General features: G+C 62.8%; 22 protein-coding genes and 1 pseudogene. 15 read left to right on the forward strand and 8 right to left on the reverse strand.

All coding sequences use genetic code 11. The features are described 5' to 3' along the window. Positions 1–12: 12 nt before the first annotated feature. The 5 genes from MJ205_RS17840 to MJ205_RS17860 all read left to right on the forward strand — a co-directional run bounded on the left by MJ205_RS17840 (position 13) and on the right by MJ205_RS17860 (position 3851). Complete coding sequence (locus tag MJ205_RS17840) at positions 13–504, forward strand: hypothetical protein (RefSeq protein WP_239809684.1); 492 nt, start codon at positions 13–15, stop codon at positions 502–504. Next, the gene (locus MJ205_RS17845; RefSeq protein WP_239809685.1) at positions 501–1316 is read left to right on the forward strand and encodes a hypothetical protein; all 816 of its coding nucleotides are present in this window, start codon (positions 501–503) and stop codon (positions 1314–1316) included. Before MJ205_RS17840 ends, MJ205_RS17845 begins: the two co-directional genes overlap by 4 nt. Next, a complete protein-coding gene (locus MJ205_RS17850) occupies positions 1313–1975 on the forward strand; it encodes a hypothetical protein (RefSeq protein ID WP_239809686.1) in 663 nt (220 codons plus the stop codon). The genes MJ205_RS17845 and MJ205_RS17850 overlap by 4 nt, the downstream gene beginning before the upstream one ends. A 103-nt stretch (positions 1976–2078) precedes the next feature. Further along, on the forward strand, positions 2079–3383 hold the full coding sequence (locus tag MJ205_RS17855) for an amidase (RefSeq protein ID WP_239809687.1): 1305 nt from the start codon (positions 2079–2081) through the stop codon (positions 3381–3383). Positions 3384–3392: 9 nt separating this feature from the next. Then, a complete protein-coding gene (locus MJ205_RS17860; RefSeq protein WP_239809688.1) occupies positions 3393–3851 on the forward strand; it encodes a hypothetical protein in 459 nt (152 codons plus the stop codon). 76 nt (positions 3852–3927) lie between these two features. Here the strand turns inward: MJ205_RS17860 and MJ205_RS17865 are convergent, their stop codons facing one another. Next, a complete protein-coding gene (locus MJ205_RS17865) occupies positions 3928–5577 on the reverse strand; it encodes a pseudouridine synthase (protein ID WP_239809689.1) in 1650 nt (549 codons plus the stop codon). A 332-nt stretch (positions 5578–5909) separates the two neighbouring features. Here MJ205_RS17865 and MJ205_RS17870 point away from each other — a divergent pair, with 332 nt between their 5' ends. After that, positions 5910–6137: a hypothetical protein gene (locus tag MJ205_RS17870; protein ID WP_239809690.1), complete on the forward strand. Its 228-nt coding sequence runs from the start codon at positions 5910–5912 to the stop codon at positions 6135–6137. Between the two features lie 56 nt (positions 6138–6193). On the opposite strand, the gene MJ205_RS17875 is transcribed toward MJ205_RS17870, so the two are convergent. Then, positions 6194–6934 carry a Crp/Fnr family transcriptional regulator gene (locus MJ205_RS17875; RefSeq protein WP_021028675.1) on the reverse strand — a complete coding sequence of 247 codons (741 nt, stop codon included), beginning with the start codon at positions 6932–6934 and terminating at the stop codon, positions 6194–6196. Positions 6935–7086: 152 nt separating this feature from the next. Here MJ205_RS17875 and MJ205_RS17880 point away from each other — a divergent pair, with 152 nt between their 5' ends. The 9 genes from MJ205_RS17880 (at position 7087) to MJ205_RS17920 (ending at position 16843) form a co-directional block, all read left to right on the forward strand. Continuing rightward, positions 7087–7614: a DUF4822 domain-containing protein gene (locus MJ205_RS17880; RefSeq protein WP_239809691.1), complete on the forward strand. Its 528-nt coding sequence runs from the start codon at positions 7087–7089 to the stop codon at positions 7612–7614. An 87-nt stretch (positions 7615–7701) separates the two neighbouring features. Beyond that, a complete protein-coding gene (locus MJ205_RS17885; protein WP_021028674.1) occupies positions 7702–7956 on the forward strand; it encodes an acyl-CoA-binding protein in 255 nt (84 codons plus the stop codon). Positions 7957–8329: 373 nt separating this feature from the next. Beyond that, a complete protein-coding gene (locus tag MJ205_RS17890) occupies positions 8330–10276 on the forward strand; it encodes an AMP-dependent synthetase/ligase (protein ID WP_239809692.1) in 1947 nt (648 codons plus the stop codon). Positions 10277–10301: 25 nt separating this feature from the next. After that, positions 10302–11084, forward strand: a complete 783-nt coding sequence (locus MJ205_RS17895) for an ABC transporter ATP-binding protein (RefSeq protein WP_239809693.1) — start codon at positions 10302–10304, stop codon at positions 11082–11084. A gap of 22 nt (positions 11085–11106) precedes the next feature. Further along, complete coding sequence (locus MJ205_RS17900) at positions 11107–12036, forward strand: branched-chain amino acid ABC transporter permease (protein ID WP_239809694.1); 930 nt, start codon at positions 11107–11109, stop codon at positions 12034–12036. Between the two features lie 14 nt (positions 12037–12050). After that, positions 12051–13115, forward strand: a complete 1065-nt coding sequence (locus MJ205_RS17905; RefSeq protein WP_239809695.1) for a branched-chain amino acid ABC transporter permease — start codon at positions 12051–12053, stop codon at positions 13113–13115. 77 nt (positions 13116–13192) lie between these two features. After that, complete coding sequence (locus MJ205_RS17910) at positions 13193–14506, forward strand: ABC transporter substrate-binding protein (RefSeq protein WP_239809696.1); 1314 nt, start codon at positions 13193–13195, stop codon at positions 14504–14506. 130 nt (positions 14507–14636) lie between these two features. Then, positions 14637–15476 carry an ABC transporter ATP-binding protein gene (locus tag MJ205_RS17915; RefSeq protein WP_239809697.1) on the forward strand — a complete coding sequence of 280 codons (840 nt, stop codon included), beginning with the start codon at positions 14637–14639 and terminating at the stop codon, positions 15474–15476. Between the two features lie 107 nt (positions 15477–15583). Further along, entirely contained in the window at positions 15584–16843 is a 1260-nt protein-coding gene (locus MJ205_RS17920) for a phenylacetate--CoA ligase family protein (RefSeq protein ID WP_239809698.1), read from the forward strand. Between the two features lie 602 nt (positions 16844–17445). Here MJ205_RS17920 and MJ205_RS17925 read toward each other — a convergent pair. From MJ205_RS17925 to MJ205_RS17950, 6 genes and pseudogenes are all read right to left on the reverse strand, one after another. Beyond that, positions 17446–17805: a hypothetical protein gene (locus tag MJ205_RS17925; protein ID WP_239809699.1), complete on the reverse strand. Its 360-nt coding sequence runs from the start codon at positions 17803–17805 to the stop codon at positions 17446–17448. A 104-nt stretch (positions 17806–17909) separates the two neighbouring features. Further along, positions 17910–18194, reverse strand: coding sequence for a hypothetical protein (locus MJ205_RS17930; protein ID WP_239809700.1), 285 nt, complete (start codon positions 18192–18194; stop codon positions 17910–17912). Between the two features lie 179 nt (positions 18195–18373). Continuing rightward, positions 18374–18529 (reverse strand): annotated as a pseudogene (locus MJ205_RS17935) (DUF2750 domain-containing protein); the annotation flags it as partial. A gap of 308 nt (positions 18530–18837) precedes the next feature. Further along, positions 18838–19233: an SMI1/KNR4 family protein gene (locus MJ205_RS17940; protein WP_239809701.1), complete on the reverse strand. Its 396-nt coding sequence runs from the start codon at positions 19231–19233 to the stop codon at positions 18838–18840. A 304-nt stretch (positions 19234–19537) separates the two neighbouring features. Then, positions 19538–19831, reverse strand: coding sequence for a hypothetical protein (locus tag MJ205_RS17945; RefSeq protein ID WP_239809702.1), 294 nt, complete (start codon positions 19829–19831; stop codon positions 19538–19540). A 3-nt stretch (positions 19832–19834) separates the two neighbouring features. Further along, positions 19835–20863: an RHS repeat-associated core domain-containing protein gene (locus MJ205_RS17950; RefSeq protein ID WP_239809703.1), complete on the reverse strand. Its 1029-nt coding sequence runs from the start codon at positions 20861–20863 to the stop codon at positions 19835–19837. Positions 20864–20872: the final 9 nt, after the last annotated feature.

The raw sequence follows: 20872 nt of genomic DNA on the forward strand, positions 1-20872 counted from the left end.
GGAAACAGGTCCATGCCCAGCTTTCGCCTTCGCTGTTGTGCTGCGCTGTTGGCCCTGGCCGGCGTCTGGGGCCAGAGTGCGCACGCCCAGCCTACCCGGCTGGACGATTCCAGCTCTCCGCGTGCGCAAATCCATGCAGATTTCCGCAACGCGCAGATGCTGGACCCCCACACCATCAGCCTGCCTTTCGGACGCGTGGAATACCGCCTGGCCACCGCCGCGTATATGGGCAGGCAGGCACGCATCTACTACGTCATCCCCTTGGCGGTGGCCGGCCTGCGCTCACCGATGGGTATGCAGGTGCAGTGGCGCAGCAGCGGGCTGTTCCAAGGCGGCATGGGCCGCCCCGGCGACCGGGTGCTGGTCTGGACCGGCACCGTGCGTGCGCCCTGGATCACCGAAAGCTTTGATTTGCAGCTGCGCCTGGACCAGCGCCAGTTGCAGATGGGCCGGGGTGGCAGCCTGCGCTTTGAATCCTACTTTGAGATAGAGACCCAGCCATGACCCTGATCCGCTTCTTCCAACGTTCCCTGTCGCTGGCCTTGCCCCTGGCCACCTGCCTGGCCCAGGCGGCCCCGTTCGAGATGGCGGTCTCCCCCTCGCGCTTTGAGCTCACGGCCAAGAGCGGCGAGCGCCTGGGCCAGTCCATCGATCTGCACAACCTGGGCGCAGCCGCTACTGCGCTGTCGGTACGCACCTTGGACTGGAGCTACTCGGCCGAGGGCCAGATCAGCTACCACGACGAGCTGCTGCCCGGCAGCTGCCGCCCCTGGGTGGCGCTGGAGCGCCGCACCGTCAAAGTACCGGCGCAGACCAAGCAGGCCTTTCGCTTCCAGGTCACGCCACCGGCCGATGCGCCGCGCGGCGAATGCCGCTTCATGATCGCCGTCGAAGGGGTGGAGCCGGCCCAGCAGACCATCATCCAGAGCGGGGGCGCCCACCTGAGCCTGCCGGTCACCGGCCGCATCGCCGTGGCCGTCTATGTGATGCTCGGCGGCGCCGAGCCCAAGCTCGAAGTGCAGCAGATCGGCATGCACGAGATCGCCGGCAAGCGCAGCCCTGCGCTGACCGTGCGCAACACCGGCGATGCCCATGGCCGGCTCGAAGGCACGGTGGACGCCAAGGATGCACAAGGCCGCGACTTCATGCTGGCCGTTGAAGGCACGCCGATCATGCCCGGCCAGACCCGGCATCTGGCGCTGGTCCCCAAGGGAGAAGATGGCCAGCCTGCCATTCAGCCCCGTTACCCGATCAAGGCGAGCGGGATGCTGGACTGGGACAAGGGCAGCTTCAAGCTGAATGCGGAGTTCCCATGAACCCACTGCGCGGCCCACGGACACGGATGCGCCCGCTGCTGGCGCTGGCGCTCGCGGCTGTGTCTGCGGCTGCGCAGGCGGGCAGTGCCACGTCGGGTACCGGCAACCTGCCGCGCACCACGCCAGCGGTCGCGCTGAACTTTTCCATCCAGATCGACAAGTACCTGTTTTTTCGCGTCGGTGACGGTGCCTGGCCCACACCGGGCGGCACTACATCGCAGGTCGGCTTCAGCTTGAGTCCCAGCATCCCGGCCGTGCCCACCACGCCCGCCAATGGCAACAACACACCGGTCAATTGGAACGGTACCGCCCCGACGTTTGCAGTCGCCGCCAGCGGCAATGTGCTGCCGGTCGAGGTGCGCAGCAATGGCGGCCAGGTCAGCGTGTTCGCGACCGTGACCACGGCACTGACCAGCGGCGCCAACACGATTCCGATGAATGTGGTCAGCGTCACCAGCAGCGATTCGGCGCTGCCGGCGCCCGCCATTCCAGCCAGCGGCACCGGCACCAGCGTCAATGTCACCGGCGGCGGCACCGGTACGGTCAACAGCCTGGTGACCATCCGCACGGCCAACTGGACCTTTGCCTACAACAGCGCCGTCAGCCGCACGGCCGGCAACTACAGCGGGCAGCTGAGCTTTACCGCCGCCGTGCCGTGAGTTCCAGACAGGAGGGCGGCAGGCATCCCTGCTGCGCCAGGCGGACCAGCGCCTGGTTATTGGTTACGATGGCAATCCCATCTGATTTTTGAATGATTCCGCCATGCCCACCAGCGCCGAACGCCTTGCCCACAGCCTGCAGACCCTGACCTCGCTGGGTGACGAAGCGCAGCGCATCTTCACCCAGCTCTACCCCGACGCCGCACAGGAAGCGGCGCAGGCCGCAGACCAGCGCGCAGCGCGCGGCCTGTCGCTGGGCCCGCTGGACGGCAAGCTCGTCTCCATCAAGGACCTGCTGGATGTGGCCGGCCAGGTCACGACCGCTGGCGCGAAAATGCGCCGCGACAGCGCTCCGGCCGCACAAGACGCGCCGGTGGTGCAGCGCCTGCGCGCTGCCGGTGCGGTGATCGTCGGCAAGACGAACATGACGGAGTTCGCCTTCTCGGGCGTGGGCATCAACCCCCACTTCGGCACACCGGGCAATGCCGCCGATATGCAGCACATCCCCGGCGGCTCCTCGTCGGGCGCCGGGGTCAGCGTGGGCCGGGGCCTGGTCGACATCGCCATTGGCTCGGATACCGGCGGCTCGGTGCGCATCCCCGCCGCCTTCAATGGCGTCACCGGCTTCAAGCCGACGCAGGCGCGGGTTACGCGCGACGGGGCTTTTCCGCTGTCCTACACCCTCGATGCGCTGGGCCCCTTGGCCCGGACGGTGGCTGATTGCGCGGCCGCCGATGCCATCATGGCCGGCGCCATCCCCCAAGCCCTGCCCCCGCGCAGCCTGCAGGGCCTGCGCATCGGCCTGCCCCAGGGCCTGCCCTGGACCGATTGCAGCGCCGAGGTGCTGGCCCAGACCGAGCAGGCCATCGCCAGCTTGCAGGCCCACGGCGCCAGCATCCGCAAGCTGCCCTGGCAAGCGTTGATGGCCGCCCCCGCACAGCTGCAAAGCGAGGGCACCTTGATTGCGGCCGAGGCCGCCGCGATCCACCAGCAGGCGCTGGTGGATACGCGCGGCGCCTTTGACCCGCGCGTGCTCTCGCGCATGGACAAGGGCCGCGCGCTGACGGCGCCCTACTACATCCAGCTGCTGCAACAGCGCCAGCAATGGACCGCCAGGATTGACGCCGCCATGCAGGAGGTCGACCTGCTGCTGCTGCCCACCGTCGCCATTACCGCGCCGCGCATTGCGCCACTGCTGGAAGACGACAGCGCCTTCTTCGCCGCCAATGCGCTGATTCTGCGCAACACCTCGATCTTCAACTTCTACGACCTGCCTGCCATCTCGCTGCCGCTGCCGCGTGTTGCCGGCAGCCTGCCGGTGGGGCTGATGCTGGTGGGCGCGCGCATGCAGGATGCGAACCTGCTGGCCCTGGCCGCCGCCGCCGAGCAGGCGCTGGCCCAGCGCTAAGGACGCGCTATGGGACGCGCAAGCCTGCAATGGACCGACGAGATGCTGGCCGCCCTGGGCACAGACAAGGATGCGGTGCTGGCAGAGCGCTGGGGCACCAGCGCCAAGACGGTGAACCTCAAGCGCAACAGCCTGGGGATTGCCGCCTTTGGCCATGTCGAATGGACAGCGGAGATGCTGGCCGCACTGGGCCAGCACAGCGATGCCAGCCTGGCTGCCCAGTGGGGCATCAGCAAGGCCAGCGTGGTGGCCAAGCGTGGGGCGCTGGGCATAGCACCGCAGGACAGCAGCCGGGGCAAGCAAAGCCAGCACAGCTGGCAACCTAACGAGGTGATGCTGCTGGGCACCGCATCGGATGCCGATGTGGCCGCGCAGCTGGGCCTGAGCCTGGCAGCGGTGCGCAATGCACGCATGGCCCGGGGCATTGCCCCGGCCCGCCCGCACAAACCGCCAATCGCCAAAAACTAAGCCCCCTCTGACCCGTCGGGCCAGAGAGGGCTTTTCCAAGCCACCGCCCTCGTCACGAGAGCGGCTGACAATGGGCTTAGAACTGCTCGTTCTCGCCCAGATAGCGCCACTGCCCCACCGGCAGATTGCCCAGCACCACGTTGCCGATGCGGATGCGCTTCAAGCCCACCACAAACAGGCCGACGGCCTCGCACATGCGGCGGATCTGGCGCTTCTTGCCTTCGCGCAGCACAAAGCGCAGCTGCTCGGGGTTTTGCCATTCCACACCAGCGGGCAGCAGGGCTTCGCCATCCAGGGACAGGCCGTGGCGCAGCAGCGCCAGCTTGTCTTCAGGGAAGTGCTGCTGCACATCCTGCTCGACAGCGCCATAGGTCACGCGCACCAGGTATTCCTTCTCGACGTCGGAATCCTCACCAATGATGTGCTTGGCAATGCGTCCGTCCTGGGTCATCACCAGGAGGCCGACCGAGTCGATGTCCAGACGGCCGCAAGGGGCCAGGCCCTTGAGCTGGCTGAAGTTGAAGCGCGTCTTGCTGTGGTCCTCGCGCCAGTGGTTGGGCGGGTTGACCAGCACCACCGCCGGCTCATGGCCGTCTTCGGCCTGGCCGCTGACATAGCCCATCGGCTTGTTGATCAGGATCGTCACCTGCTGGGCCTGCAAATCCTGCGCCTCGCGCCGGATCTCGATCTTGTCGGTCAGCTCCACCAGCTGGCCCATCGTCGCGACTTCGCCGTTGACCAGCACCCAGCCGTTCTCGATCCAGGCATCGCCCTCGCGGCGCGAGCACAGACCCAGATCAGACATGCGCTTGTTCACGCGCACCTGGCCTTCGGCCTTCAGCTGCTCATTCTGGGCCTGGGCCTTGGCGGTCTGCATCGTGCGCTGGGGCCCATCGGCGCGCCATACGTTGGATGGCATCTCGCGGCGCGGGGCATCCCGGCGCGGGGCATCCCAGCGTGGTGCTTCGTCGCGTGGACGCTCCGAGCGGAAGCCATCCTGGCGTGGGCCTGCGCCAAAAGAGCGAGAGCCTTCCGAGCGGGGGCCAAAGCCACGGGGGCCTTCGTTGCGGCGGTCATCCTGGCGCGGGCCAAAGCTACGTGGGCCGTCATTGCGACGGTCATCCTGGCGTGGGCCTGCGGGGCGGCGGTCGTCCTGGCGCGGGTCGCGCGATCCGGCACCTACCGAGACAAAGTCACCGCGCCCAGCATAGGGGCGCCCGGCGTAGGGGCGCCCGGCGTAGGGGCGGCCAGCACCAGGGCCACCGGCATCCGGGCGACCTGCATAAGGGCGTGCATCGTCACGGCGGCCACCATCAGCGCGGTCGCCAAAACGGCGTTCCTGGCCAAAGCCACCGCCGCGTGCCTCACCACGGCCAAAACCGCCGTCTCGGCTATCGCGGCCCGGCCTATCGAGGCCCGACCGATCGCGGCCCGGCCAGCTATCCCGGCTGCCACGCTCACCCCGGCTGTCGCGTGCGTCACGACCATCGCGGCCATCACGCCCGTCCCGGCCTCCTCGGTCGCTGAATCGGCTGTCGCCGCCAGAACGAGGGCCTGTAGGGCGTGGGCCGCCAGCGGAACGCGGACGGTCCGCACCCGGCCCTCCGTCACGGCCACGCGCGACGGGAGCGGGCGCAGGCGCGGGTTTGCGGGTCAGGGTGAGTTTTTTGCGGCCTTCGCCATCGTCGGCGGCAGGAGAATCAGCTGGAGGGCGGGGATTTGACATAGCCCGCTATTGTCGCGTGTCTTGCCATTCCAAGCGAGGCGCACGGCTATGGCAGCTGTGGATAAGTCTGTGCGCAAAGAGAGGCAACGCACGCTGCTGATTTTTTCAGCAGTGCTTACAACTTGATCCCTTCCTTACGTCAATGCCTGCGCGCTGGCCATGCGCCGCCTCTTGTCCATGTGACCGCTCGCCCCCAAAGCCCGCCAAGCCTCTGCCCATGCGGCCTGGCGCGATATGCATCGGAATGCATATAGATGTGAGCAGTGCAAGCACGCGCCATAACAGCAATTATTGAGGCGTAGCATGGACTTATTCATTTTTAGGAGATGTCCATGAAGTCCACGACCACCCACAACTCACCTCGCACTGCACTCTACTGGCTGCCCGCTGCTGCCCTGGTTCTCGGCGCTGCAGCCTTGAGCGGTTGCGACAAGGGCGCCTCCAACGCGCCGATGCCACGCGCCACGCCGGACAACACCACGCCCGGTGGCTCAATGCCCGCACCGCCACCAGCAGGGGCAACGCCCGACGCGCCAGCCGCACCGGCCACCAAGCCCTAAGAACCCGTTCAAAGACACTGTCGCGGCGCGAGGAGACTTTAAACAGGTTCTATAGGCTACAGATCGAAATCCGCCCGCTGCGGCTTGACCAGCCAGCCCTGCCCGCGCAGCGCTTGCAGATCGAGCACGCGCAGGCCGCCGTATTCAATACGGATAAAGCCCTGGTGCTGCAACGCGGCCAGGGCTTCGTTCACCCGCTGGCGTGACAGGCCCACCAGGTAGGCCAGCTCCTGCTGCGTGATGCGCAGCACATCGCTGACACCGGGACAGAGCACCGGGTTGAACAGCGCGGCCAAGGTGCGGGCCACCCGTTCTTCGGGGCGATTCAAGCGGTCTATCTCACGGGCGCTGATGAACTGCGCCAGCCGCTCGTTGAGCTGGTGCATCACAAAGCGGTTGAATCCCAGCGAATGGTCCAGCAGCCAGTGGAAGGCATCGACCGGAATGCCGCAGACGGAGCTTTTGCGCAGCGCCTGGATGTCATAGCGGTAGATCTCGCGCTTGAGCGCGGTGCCCTCGCCAAACCAGCCCGTGCGTGGCAGGCCTGCAAAGGTCATCGTGCGGCCTTCGCTGTCTTCGGCACTCATCTTGAGCAGGCCTTCGATGACACCAAACCAGTACGTTACCGGCTTGCCGACGCGGCAGACATACTCGCCCGGCTCGGCCTCGGTCACCATCAGCTGGCGCACGGCATAGTCGCGCTCGGCAGGTTGCAGAACAGGGATCCACGGGATATCGGCCACTTCCGCAGCATGCGGGGCACGGCGGCGTTGGTAGAGAGAGGCATGCGGGCTCATGGCGGCCAAGAATGCCCGAGCCGGCACGGGCTGCAAAGAGGGACGCTACCAGGGTGGGCCCTGCACTTGTCACCTGCGCAGCAAGTAGGTTCTGCGCAACAGGCGGCCCGCTAGACTGGAGCGTTCATCGCTCAATGACTATCCAATCCGCCATGTCCGATCTGAACCAATCCCACTCCCCAACCATCGCAGCCCTGGCGCTGGCCGCCGCACTCTTGGCCCCTGGGCATGCGCTCGCTGCCCCAGCTTGCGCCGCTGCTTCGCCCGATGCCCAGGTGCTGGCCGCTAGAACCTGGCTCACCACCGCCGTCTATGAAGGCGATGACCGCAGCACCAATCAGGTGGAACGCTACCCGGGTGTTGTCGGCATTTCGCTGTGGGATGCCTGCAGCAACCGCTACGAGTACTTTGACCCTGCCACCGGCCGCTCGCGCAGCCAGCAAGGCGGCGCCGGCTGGTTCTTCTTTACCGGCGACCGCCAGTACCAGCACACGGTGTCGGACAACGGCACGCAGCTGCGCCGCAAGATGGAGGTGATCCACCCCACCGAATTCACCTACTCGCGCCAGGTGCCCAAGGACATGCGCGAGGGCCAGCCCTTGGTCACCATCCATGTCGTGCACACGCCCTATACCGGCGCCTTCCAGGTGCAGCCCAGCGCGGGCATGGGCTCCAAGTAGGCGCTGCAACGCCCCTCCGCAGCGCTCCATCGCAGGCTAAACTGGCAGCCCTGTACTCCGCACCCAACCACACACCAAGAGGTCCCCATGTCCGATCTGAACACCGCCTTTGAAGCCGCCAAGGAAGCCGCCCTGAACATGAGCGAGCGCCCCGACAACCAGACCCTGCTGAAGCTCTATGGTCTGTACAAGCAAGGCGCCCATGGCGACAACAACGAGCCCAAGCCCGGCTTTACCGACTTTGTCGCCTCGGCCAAATGGAATGCCTGGAACCAGTGCAAAGGCATGGCGCAGGACGATGCCAAGCAGCAATACATCGACATGATCCAGGAACTGCTCTAAGCATTCCGCGCCTGCAGGCGCTGGCCCGCGCCCGCCAGCCCTGCATGGCCTTGCCGCCCCTGCGCCCGCAGCAGGGCGGCACGCCCTCCGAATCCCTGCCCCTGTCGGCATGGCGCATTCGGCTTCGGGCCCCCGTCCTCCGATACCGCGGCACCCGCGCATCTCCCTGCCTCCCCACTGCCTGGCCCAGCGCCAAGGCTGCGCCACGCGCATACGGCCGGCAAATCGGCAGGCCGCAGGAAAGTACCTACAGCGTTTTCCCGAAGATTGTCGTCATAAAGACAAAACAACGTCAAAGCTGAACCTACATTCGGTTTCAACAGGACGCAAGGCATGGCACTTGTGATCTACAAAAACGGCATAGGAGACAACCATGTCAACGACATTTCCCAAGCTATTGCTGCAGCACGCTGCCCAGCGGCCCCAGGCCGCAGCATTGCGTGAAAAGGAATACGGCATTTGGCAGAGCTACAGCTGGTCCGCGTTGGCCGAGATGGTCGCCAAGATCGCCGCAGGCCTGTCGCAAGCGGGCCTGGCGCGCGGCGAGCACCTGGTGCTGATGGGTGCCAACCGTCCCCGGCTTTACGCCAGCATGCTGGCCGCCCAGTCGATAGGCGCCATCCCTGTGCCGCTCTACCAGGATGCGGTGGCGGCCGAATGCGTTTTCCCGCTGAACAATGCCGAGGTGCGCTTTTGCCTGGTCGAAGACCAGGAGCAGGTCGACAAGCTGCTGGAGCTGCGCGAGCACTGCCCGCAGATCAGCCACATCTACTACGACGACCCTCGGGGGCTGCGCAACTACGAAGAGCCCGGCCTGGCCTCGCTCGACAGCCTGATCGCCAGCGGCGCGGGCTTTGTGGCGGCCCACCCCGGCTGGTTCCAGCAGCAGGTCGAGGCCACGAACAACGGCGATGTGGCGGCGATGTTCTTCACCTCCGGCACCACCGGCAACCCCAAGGGCGTGGTGCACACCCACCGCTCGCTGCTGGAAAGCGCCTCGGCCGGCGCCGAGTTTGAGAAGCTCGGCCATGGCGAGGAAGTGCTGGCCTACCTGCCCCCGGCCTGGATCGGGCAGAACATCTTCAGCTACTCGCAATGGCTGGCCTGCGGCTATGTGGTGAACTGCCCCGAGTCCAACGCCACCGTGCAGATCGACCTCAAGGAAGTCGGCCCCACCTACTACTTTGCACCACCGCGCGTGTTTGAAGGCATCCTCACCAGCGTGATGATCCGCATGGAGGACGCGGGCCTCATCAAGCGCAAGATGTTCCACCACTTCATGGCGGTGGCCAAGCGCGTGGGCCCGGCGCTGCGCGATGGCAAGCCGGTGAGCCTGCTCGACAAGATCAGCTACAAGCTCGGCGACCTGATGGTGTTTGGCCCGCTGCGCAACAACATGGGCTTCAGCCGCGTGCGCGTGGCCTATACGGCCGGTGAGGCGATCGGCCCCGATCTGTTCAGCTTCTTCCGCTCCATCGGCATCAACCTCAAGCAGCTCTACGGCTCGACCGAGACCGCCGTGTTCGTCTGCATCCAGCCCGACAACCAGGTGTTTGCCGATACCGTGGGCAATCCGATTCGCGGCGTCGAGATCAAGATGGCCGAGAACGGCGAGATCCTGGTCAAATCGCCCGGCCTCCTGAAGGAGTACTACAAAAACCCCAAGGCGACCGCCGAGGTGCTGAGCGAGGACGGCTGGTACCACACCAGCGATGCCGGCTTCATGGACAAGAGCGGCCAGCTCAAGATCATCGACCGCGTCAAGGACGTGGGCCGCTTGAAGGGCGGCAGCAACGACGGCGCGATGTTTGCGCCCAAGTATGTCGAGAACAAGCTCAAGTTCTTCCCCTTCATCAAGGAGGCCGTGGCGCTGGGTGATGGGCGCGAGAAGGTCTGCGCGATGATCAACATCGACTTCGAGGCCGTCGGCAACTGGGCCGAGCGCCAGAACCTGCCTTACGCCGGCTACACCGACCTGGCGCAAAAGCCGCAGGTCTACACCTTGATCCAGAACTGCGTCGAGAAGGTCAATGCCGACCTGGCCACCGATGCGATGCTGGCCGGCAGCCAGGTGACGCGCTTCCTGATCCTGCACAAGGAGCTCGATGCCGATGACGGCGAGCTGACCCGGACCAACAAGGTGCGCCGAGGCTTCATCGCCGACAAGTACGGCGTGCTGGTCGATGCGCTCTACGCCGGGCGTAGCGAGCAGTTCATCGAGACCCAGGTGAAGTTCGAAGACGGCCGTACCGGCAGCGTCAGCGCCACCTTGAAGATCGCCGACGCCAAGACCTTTGCACCGCTGAAGTCGGTTGCCTGAGCGCCCAGCCAAGAGAAAGCCACCCATGAGCAAAAAAATCGGTGACGTCATTCTGGACATCAAGAACATCAGCCTGCGCTTTGGCGGCGTCAAGGCGCTGACGGATATCTCCTTCAACGTCAGGGAGCATGAGATCCGCTCCATCATCGGCCCCAACGGCGCGGGCAAGAGCTCCATGCTCAACTGCATCAACGGCGTCTACACGCCCTCCGAAGGCGCGATCAGCTTTCGCGGCCAGACCTTTGCGCACATGAACAGCCGCCAGGTGGCGGAAATGGGTGTGGCCCGCACCTTCCAGAACCTGGCGCTGTTCAAGGGCATGAGCGTGATCGACAACATCATGACCGGCCGCAACCTGCAGATCAAAAGCAACCTGCTGATGCAGGCGCTGCGCCTGGGCCCGGCCCAGCGCGAGGAGATCCAGCAGCGCGAGTTTGTCGAGCACATCATCGACTTTCTGGAGATCCAGGCCTACCGCAAAACGCCCGTGGGCCAGCTGCCCTACGGCCTGCAAAAGCGGGTCGACCTGGGCCGCGCGCTGGCGATGGAGCCCAAGGTGCTGCTGCTCGATGAGCCGATGGCCGGCATGAACGTCGAGGAAAAGCAGGACATGTGCCGCTTCATCCTCGATGTGAACGACGAGTTCGGCACCACCATCGTGCTGATCGAGCACGACATGGGCGTGGTGATGGACATCTCCGACCGCGTGGTGGTGCTCGATTACGGCAAGAAGATCGGTGATGGCACGCCCGAAGAAGTCCGCAATAACGAAGATGTGATCCGCGCCTATCTGGGCGCGGGCCACTGAGCACAGACCCCAGGGGACCGCAATGGCATTTTTTCTTGAAACTTTGTTTGGTGGCCTGATGGTGGGCATGCTCTACGCGCTCATCGCGCTGGGCTTTGTGCTGATCTTCAAGGCCTCGGGCGTCTTCAACTTCGCCATGGGCGCGATGGTGCTGTTTGCCGCGCTGGCGATGGCCCGCTTTTCGGAATGGATCCCGGAGTGGCTGGGCATGGAGCCCGGCGTGCTCAGCATTGCGCTGGCGCTGGTCGTTGCCATGGTCATCATGGTCGGCGTGGCCTGGGCGATCGAGCGCTTTGCACTGCGCTACCTCGTCAACCAGGAACCCATCGCGCTGCTGATGGCCACGCTGGGCATCGCCTACTTCCTCGACGGCCTGGGCCCGATGATTTTTGGCTCGGCCGTCTACAGCATCAATGTGGGCATGCCCAAGGATCCCATGTTCGTCATGGAAAGCCTGTTCCAGGGCGGCGTGCTGATCAGCCAGGAAGACCTGTATGCCGCCGGCATTGCCGCCGTGCTGGTGCTAGTGCTGAGCGTGTTCTTCCAAAAGACCAAGACCGGCCGCGCGCTGCGCGCCGTGGCGGACGACCACCAGGCCGCCCAGTCCATCGGCATTCCGCTCTCGCGCATCTGGGTCATTGTCTGGTCGGTGGCCGGCTGCGTGGCGCTGGTGGTCGGCATCATCTGGGGCTCCAAGCTGGGCGTGCAGTACTCGCTGTCGCTGGTCGCGCTGAAGGCCTTGCCCGTCGTGATTCTGGGCGGCCTCACCTCGGTGCCCGGCGCCATCGTCGGCGGTCTGATCATCGGCGTCGGCGAGAAGCTCTCCGAGGTCTACCTGGGCCCCACGGTGGGCGGCGGTATCGAGACCTGGTTCGCCTACGGCCTGGCGCTGTGCTTCCTGCTGTTCCGTCCCCAAGGTTTGTTTGGTGACAAGATCATTGACCGCGTGTAAACGGAGACTGACCTATGTTTTATCGTGAAAATGGCCAGTTCAAGACCAGCTACGCGGCCGATCAGCAGATCTTCCCGGTGCTGCAGGACAAGTGGGCCATGCTGGCCCTGCTGCTGGTGGCCTTTGTGCTGGTGCCCTTCGGTTTCAGCGACTACACCTTCAAGGCGGTACTGATTCCGTTCCTGATCATGTCGCTGGGCGCCATCGGACTCAACATTCTGGTGGGCTACTGCGGCCAGATCTCGCTGGGCACTGGCGCCTTCATGGCCGCAGGCGCCTATGCCGCCTACAACTTCCATGTGCGTTTTGAAGGCATGCCGCTGATCCTGTCGCTGATCGGTGGCGGCCTCGTGTCGATGCTGATCGGCGTGCTGTTCGGCCTGCCCAGCCTGCGCATTCGGGGCCTGTACCTGGCCGTCGCGACGCTGGCAGCGCAGTTCTTCGTTGACTGGCTCACCAGCCGTGCCGCCTGGGTGACGAACTACTCCTCGTCCGGCTCGGTCAGCGCTGGCAAGCTCTCGGTGTTTGGCATGGCGATCGAAACCCCGGTGCAAAAGTACCTGTTCTGCCTGGTGATTCTCTGCGTGCTCGGCCTGATGGCCAAGAACCTGGTGCGCAGCGCCGTGGGCCGCGAATGGATGGCCATGCGCGACATGGACGTGGCCGCCAGCGTGATCGGCATCCGCCCGATGTACGCCAAGCTCTCGGCCTTTGCGGTCAGCAGCTTCATCGTCGGCATTGCCGGTGCGCTCTGGGGCTTCGTCCACCTGGGTGCCTGGGAGCCCGCCGCCTTCAGCCTGGACCGCTCCTTCCAGCTGCTGTTCATGATCATCATTGGTGGCCTGGGCTCCATCGTTGGCAGCATCTTTGGCGCCGCCTTCTTTGTGCTGCTGCCCATCTTCCTGACCCAGGTGCCGCACTGGCTGGGCCTGCCGATCTCGACCGCCACCGCCACCTACCTGGAGCACATGGTGTTTGGCGCGCTGATCGTGTTTTTCCTGATTGTCGAGCCCCATGGATTGGCCAAGCTGTGGGCCACGGCCCGCCAGAAGCTGCGTCTGTGGCCGTTCCCGCATTGAGTGTTTTTTACCGAGAGCAACGCAGAGTGTTCGCAAGTGGGGGTCACCAGCCCCAACAACCCTAAGGAGATAGAACCATGTCTTTCAAGAAAGCTGTGATCGCCGCTGCTACGGCAGCCCTGGGTCTGGGCGCAATGATGGCTGCCCCAGCCGCACAAGCCCAGGAGCAATTCGTTCCGCTGCTGGTCTACCGCACCGGCCAGTTCGCGCCGCTGGGCATCCCATGGGGTGACGGCAAGCAGGACTACCTCAAGCTCGTCAATGCCAAGGGCGGCATCAACGGCGTGAAGATCAAGTTCGAAGAGTGCGAGACCGCCTACGACACCGCCAAGGGCGTGGAATGCTATGAGCGCCTCAAGGGCCGCGACGGCGGCGCTGCCGGCTTTGACACGCAATCGACCGGCATCACCTTTGCGGTGACCGACAAGGCCGCGGGCGACAAAATGCCCGTCATCACCCCCGGCTATGGCCTGTCGCAATCGGCCGATGGCAAGGTCTTCGAGTGGAACTTCCCGCTGCTGGGCAACTACTGGACCGCGGCCGATTCCATCGTGCAGGACATCCTGAAGAAGGAAAAAGGCAACCTCAAGGGCAAGAAGATCGCGCTGGTCTACCACGACTCGCCCTATGGCAAGGAGCCCATCCCACTGCTGCAAAAGCGCGCTGCCAAGGAAGGCTTTGACCTGATGCTGCTGCCTGTGACCGCCCCCGGCGTGGAGCAGAAGTCCACCTGGCTGCAGATCCGCCAGAACCGCCCTGACTATGTGCTGCTGTGGTCGGCCGGCGTGATGACCCCGACCGCCGTGCGCGAAGCCCAGGCCACCGGCTACCCCCGCGAGAAGATGTATGCCATCTGGTGGGGCGGCTCCGACCATGACGTCAAGGATATCGGCGCTGGCGCCAAGGGCTACAACACGGTCACCATCCACAACACCGCCGAGCGCGACAAGGTGCATGACGACGTCAAGGCCTCGCTGTACGACAAGGGCCAGGGTACCGCGTCCGACCCCAAGGAACTGGGCCAGCTGGCGCACACCCGCGGCATGGTGATCGCGATGCTGCAGGTCGAAGCCATCCGCACCGCGCAAGAGAAGTACGGCAAGGGCAAGGTCATGACCTCCGAGCAGGTGCGCTGGGGCCTGGAGAACATGAACATGACCCAGGAGCGCCTCAACGAGCTGGGCTTTGGCAAGATCATCCGCCCCTTCAAGACCAGCTGTGACAACCACCTGGGTGCCGACTGGGCCCGCATCGCCACCTGGGACGGCAGCAAGTTCAACGTCACCTCGGACTGGTACCAATCGGACAAGAGCCTGATCGACCCGCTGGTCAAGGAGTACGCCGACAAGTACGCCAAGGAAAAGAACGTGACGCCACGTTCCTGCAGCTAAGGCTGCATGGTCCCCGGGCCTCTGTGGCCCGGGGCCTCTCGTGGCAGGCCCCTGGCGCCCTTCCCTGCGGAAGGCGCCCGCTCCCCCGGGGCCGCCCACCCTCCATTTTGTTGAGAGATCAGGTGACGGCATGACCGAATCCCCGCAAACAGCTTCCACCCCATCCGCAGCAGCGCCGCTTCTGGTCGTCAACGGCATCGAGGTGATCTACAACCATGTGATCCTGGTGCTCAAAGGCGTTTCGCTGTCGGTGCCGCGCGAATCGATCGTCGCCATTCTGGGCGGCAATGGCGCTGGCAAGACCACCACCTTGCGCGCCATCTCCAACCTGCTCAAGGGCGAGCGCGGCGAAGTCACCAAGGGCAGCATCGAGCTCGAAGGCGAGCGCATCGAGGCGCTGACCCCGTCGGACCTGGTCAAGCGCGGCGTCGTGCAGGTGATGGAAGGCCGGCACTGCTTTGCCCACCTGACCATCGAAGAAAACCTGCTGACCGGCAGCTACACCCGCACCAGCAAGGGCGAGATTGCCGCCAACCTGGACAAGGTCTACAACTATTTCCCCCGCCTCAAGACGCGCCGCACCAGCCAGGCGGCCTACACCTCGGGCGGCGAGCAGCAGATGTGCGCCATTGGCCGCGCGCTGATGAGCAACCCGCGCCTGGTGCTGCTCGATGAGCCCTCGATGGGCCTGGCACCGCAGATCGTCGAAGAAGTCTTCAACATCGTGCAGGACCTGAACCAGAAGGAAAAGGTCACCTTCGTGCTGGCCGAGCAGAACACCAACATGGCGCTGAAGTACGCCGACTACGGCTACATCATGGAAAGCGGCCGCATCATGATGGACGGCGCCGCCAAGGACCTCGCCAATAACGAGGACGTCAAGGAGTTCTACCTGGGCATGGGCGGCGGCGAGCGCAAGAGCTTCAAGGACGTCAAGAGCTACAAGCGCAGAAAACGCTGGCTGGCCTGAAACCCGCCCCCAACGATCCGACTACCGCGCCGGCGGATGCCCCGATGCCGGCGTCTGCGGCAGATTCGCCCCCAAAAAATACCGATCACACGTCCCGGAGAAACCGCATGAGCCAGCACTACGACGATCTGGAGTCCCGCGCCCCCGCCGCCCGCGAAGCCGATCTGATGGCCCGCCTGCCCGCCCAGATTCGGCACGCCCAGCAACACTCCCCCGCCTTTGCCAGCCTCCTGCAAGGCGTCGATGCCGCCCGCATCACCAGCCGCGCCGCGCTGGCGCAGTTGCCCGTCACCCGCAAGCATGAGCTGCTGGAGCGCCAGAAGGCCGAACGCGCCCAGCACCCGGGCCGCGCCATCTTTGGCGGCTTCAACACTGCGCCGTTTGGCCGCGCCATGCCGCGCATGTTTGCCAGCCCTGGCCCCATCTATGAACCCGAAGGCCAGCGCCCCGACTACTGGCGCATGGCCCGCGCCATCTATGCGGCGGGCTTTCGCGCCGGCGAGCTGGTGCACAACAGCTTCAGCTACCACTTTGTGCCCGCCGGCTCGATGATGGAATCGGGCGCCCAGGCGCTGGGAGCCACCGTGTTCCCCGCCGGCACCGGCCAGACCGAGCAGCAGGTGCAGGCCATGGCCGATCTGCACCCGCATGGCTACATCGGCACGCCGAGCTTTTTGAAGATCATCCTGGAGAAGGCCGAAGCCCAGGGCCAGCGCATTGCATCGCTGACCAAGGCGCTCGTCTCCGGCGAGGCCTGCCCGCCGTCGCTGCGCGACTGGTTCAGCGCCCGGGGTGTCGCCGCCTACCAGTGCTACGCCACCGCCGACCTGGGCCTGATCGCCTACGAGACCGAGGCCCGCGAAGGCCTGGTGCTGGACGAGAACGTGATTGTCGAGATCGTGCGCCCCGGCACCGGCGACCCGGTGGCCGAAGGCGAGGTCGGCGAGCTGGTCGTCACCACCCTCAACACCGACTACCCGCTGATCCGCTTTGGCACCGGCGACCTGTCCGCCATCCTCCCCGGCCAATGCCCCAGCGGCCGCACCAACACCCGCATCAAGGGCTGGATGGGCCGCGCCGACCAAACCACCAAGGTGCGCGGCATGTTTGTGCACCCCGGCCAGATTGCCGAGGTCGTCAAGCGCTTCCCCCAAGTGCAAAAGGCGCGCCTGGTCGTCAGCGGCGCCATGGCCCAAGACCAAATGAGCCTGCAGGTGGAAACCACCGAGCTGGGCGCCGGCCTGGCCGAACAGATCGCCGACGCCGTGCGCGAGGTCACCAAGCTGCGCGCCGATATCGCGCTGCTGCGCCCGGGCGAGCTGCCCAATGATGGCAAGGTGATTGAGGATGCGCGGAGTTATGATTGAGTGGGCTGTCAGGCATTGGGTGGGCGGAGCAGAGGCCATTGGAGGTGACTGCCTCTCGCCCCATTCGATGCTTTGTTTGATTTATTCACCGCAATATATGCGGTGAATAGCACTTTTAATCGCCGCATGGACTGCCTGGGAGGCCGCTGCTGTGCTGATTCGCGCCTAGACATCACGCTACGCTAGGCATGCGCCAGACTCGCAACCCATGGCGCGACAATGCCCCAACCGATCAAAATGTCGTGTTCGTTGCAGCAGGGCAAATAGCGCGTTTCGTCATCGCACACCTAGAAATCCAGTGCCACTGCCAAATTGCTGCCGCACTCGGCAGGAACATGATGCAGCGCGCGGGGCCAACATACTGAGAAATGAGCTCTCAGCCATCGGCTCGAGGACACCCCCTCAGGCGCGGAACGGCTATCCCAAGGTGGGGGATGCTCCGCATCAACACCAAGCCGCTCTCGCAATTGCGCAACGACGGTCGCCCGCTTGACCCAGCTCAAAGCCGCTATCTGGATGTCTGCGCTTCTGGCGGCCACAGAAACAGAGTCGGTGTTCAAGCAGTTCTCAGTCGTGCAGTGCGCTCCAAACGCTGCTTGCGCCTATGCGTCTTCCCTACGATCTGCTTGCAACCTGCCATGCCGAAGCAGACGTGATGTGATACCACCACGAGTTCGCTCATGTGCCTTTGCCAGCGCTGACACATCCGATCCCGCATCAAAAGCTGAAAGCAGTTGCTCATCCTCTTCCGGCGACCAGGACTGCCCTGCCTTGCTCGCCCCCTCCATCTTGGGCCGCAACGGCTTTTCAGCTGTCTTTTCCAGCGCCATGACCGCCATATTCAGCGCCCGAATGACATCGGGGCTATGAATGGGGTTGTCCTCAGGCAGCAGATGCCCAGTTTTTGGGTCCAACCCTTGCGCCAACAACCCGAGCACATGTTTTGCATCAGCCAATGTCATTTTTCCTCCTCGCCGTCGGAGAGACCACACAGACGGCCAAACTCTATTTATGAAACTAACAAAATCGATGCCCAGAGCCGTATGTGCCAATACCGTTTTGCCCGCTATCTCAAACGACCGGATTCAAGCAGATAGCCCACAAAGCCATCGTGCAGACTTTCACCTAAGTTATTGCCGTCCTCATCCACTAGATGCACGCGGCCCTTCTCAGCCAAGGCAGTTCCTCCATCGATGGAAGTCAAAATAAAGACAGCAAAACCTCTCAGACACTCTGCAAATACCTTTTTGACATCGTCCCCATCGACTCCTGCTGCGGCAAGAGCTCGTTGCAGATTTTGGTAGGGCTCTTGCTCCTCCACCCATACCAAGTCAGTTTCAGGTTTCGTCAAGGCATCTCCCGCTGCCTTGACCCAAGATTCCATTGATACCGCTATGTCCTCAAAAAATCTGATTCGTGCATATTTCCATCAAACAAATGACAAGTGCCATGATTTTAAACATGAAGACTGAAGTCAATACTTCTGCAATTCGCCATCAAGCACCACATTCAACTCATCTACACCTGGAGTCATCCCTTTACCCTCAGGCTTGAAAAAACCCCAGGCAATACCCCATCTTTTTTAAGTTTAGGGAACAAATCCTCCATCAACTCTGCAAGCGTAATAAGACGTGGCTCATAACCATCCCACTCACTGACTGCACATAACAGCGCATAGTCTTTGGCTGGCCAAAGTGGAAATACCGTAACACCATCATTCGTAGCGGCAAGAGCCCACCCACCTTGATAAAGACCCTAGACTTTTTGCCTATCGGCAACAATTTTGACAAAGTGATCAAAACGCTTCTTATCAGGCAGTGCGAGAACAGACTCAATCTGCTTAGAACTTAATACCATGGCTGCAGTTATCTCCTTTAGCCACTACGACAAAGTATCAGAGTGTGCAACCTGACTGCGAACCTGGAGCACAACCCTTTTGCCATTTTCAGTCAACTGGGGATTTTAGATAACGTAACGCGGATCAAAGGACTTCTTCATTTTGCCAACTGGACAAGCAGATCATTGATGTTTTCGGCGACACGTTTGGCATATCGAAGATTCATACCAATGAACGGAATCCGAACTACTGGCATAGTCGCCTCTCGCGTATCAAACCCATATCCTTCGCCACCACCATCAGACCCAAAAAGCACGATTCCAGGTGCGTACTTTTCGACTTCGTATTGCCGATTGAAGGTGGCCAGTTCCTCTGACTTCCAGAGAATCAAGTAGTTGTCGCCAATGAAGCCTTCGCCTCCATCGTGTTCACCGATGAACTGCAAGTAATCAGATGGCAATGAACGACCAAGGGCAGCAATAGCAGCCTGGATTGCCGCACTAGAGGCTCTCTCGTTCAGTTGTCCATCCTTCAATACGTTTTGAATGCTCATTTGTCGATCCCGTTATTGACCGCCTACGTCTCTCACTAGTTAATTCCACCATAGTGACTTGCTGACGATGAACATCACGAGGAATCCCAGCACGAGGAACAAGCTAGCGGGTCTCACATTACTGCAACGCCGAGCGGCGCTCGCTGAAGATCATTCAGCTCGACCCCAAGGCCAAGCGCCAGATCACCTAGCAGTCACTCTGTTCATTTATTGAGTGGGAGAACTCAAGCAGCCCAGGTCGCCGTTCGCAAGCCTTAAGCTTGCGCGCAGGTTGACAAGGGCCGCTGATGGCACTCCTCGTTTTTTAGCTTTCAAAGATTTGGACTACTTGTGCATCTGCGATATTGCGCCCTTCCCACAAATGCACCGGTGTGCCGGGCTTCATCTTGGGTAGTGCCTTATCGCGGTACAAAAACTTTACGGGCACTTCATAACATTCACCCAATTCAAGACGACGGCCACCCAGAAGTAAGCGACAGTCGAATCCTTCACCGTCAACGAACAATGGGCATGAGTAGAACTGCCCCTGGACTGGAGTCTCTCGTCCACCTTCGGACGTATGCAAGAAGCGCACACTGATGATGATGTCAGGCTTCATAAATCAGAACCCCAAGGGTGGCAAAACACTGTTATCCACAACGGTTGGCGTCAGACCCTTTAAACGGTCTGTCGGCAAAACCCAAGCAGGAATGCCGCCATCAACCGTAGCTGGAGATAAGCCTTTGAAAACGCTGTTCGGAACCTGGGTCCGAACTGTCGTGTAAGGCGCATCACCAAACGCTCTGACAGCTTGTTTGGCATAAGCGGAAGCATCTGCAGCCGAAGTCGTGAAGTACTTACCTTCAATTCCGGCGATGTTGTTGAAGGCACCTGTCTTATTGATGTTAGCCAGTTCAGCAGGCCCGACAGCACGATAGAGCGTCGTTGTTCCCTTTGCGGCAGCAGCACCGACGGCAGCCGCTCCCCCCGCCAAAGCAGCGCCACCTAACGCCTCCCCTGCTGCAATCTCACCAGCTACGATGCCAACCCTTGAGGCATTCACAGTAGCAGTGACGGCAAACCTCAAAGCTACTGTTCTAGCAGCATGCGCCGTTGCAGTCAGCGCAAAGGGGATTAGAAAGGCAATGCGCCCATCCGGATCTAGATATTTAGTGGGATTGTTGTTCCCATACGCATAACGGTTGAAGCTGTGCAGGTTTCCGTCCTGGTAGTCAACCGGGTCTATACCAAGAAACCGCCCAATCCCAGGATCGTAGTAGCGCGCTCCAAAATACTGCATGGTGGTGTCGGCATCTTGCTCTTTGCCGTGAAACCACTGGGTCTGCGCTTCGCTCTCTGGCTGCCACTCCGTCTTTTGGCCGTAGGCGAAATATGATTCCTTCCAGAGCACATTGCCGGCAGCATCGGTTGCGGCAAGCGGGCTGCCGCTGATGTCACTATGGATGTAGGTGACGGTCTCCTTGGCGGTGGCCAATCCACCTGTGGCTAAGAGCATGCTGCTGATGGCGACGATTAACATCGCTCTCAGCCACACACTAGGTTTGCGCCGTGTGGTGCTTCTCTGCCAGAAGGCTGAGATCGACCGGAGGAATAAACCGATCGGGGACGATTGCTTCAAGTGCTGTTCCATGGTTCTGCT

The organism is Comamonas sp. B21-038, assembly GCF_022387135.1.
Classification (GTDB): domain Bacteria; phylum Pseudomonadota; class Gammaproteobacteria; order Burkholderiales; family Burkholderiaceae_C; genus Comamonas; species Comamonas sediminis.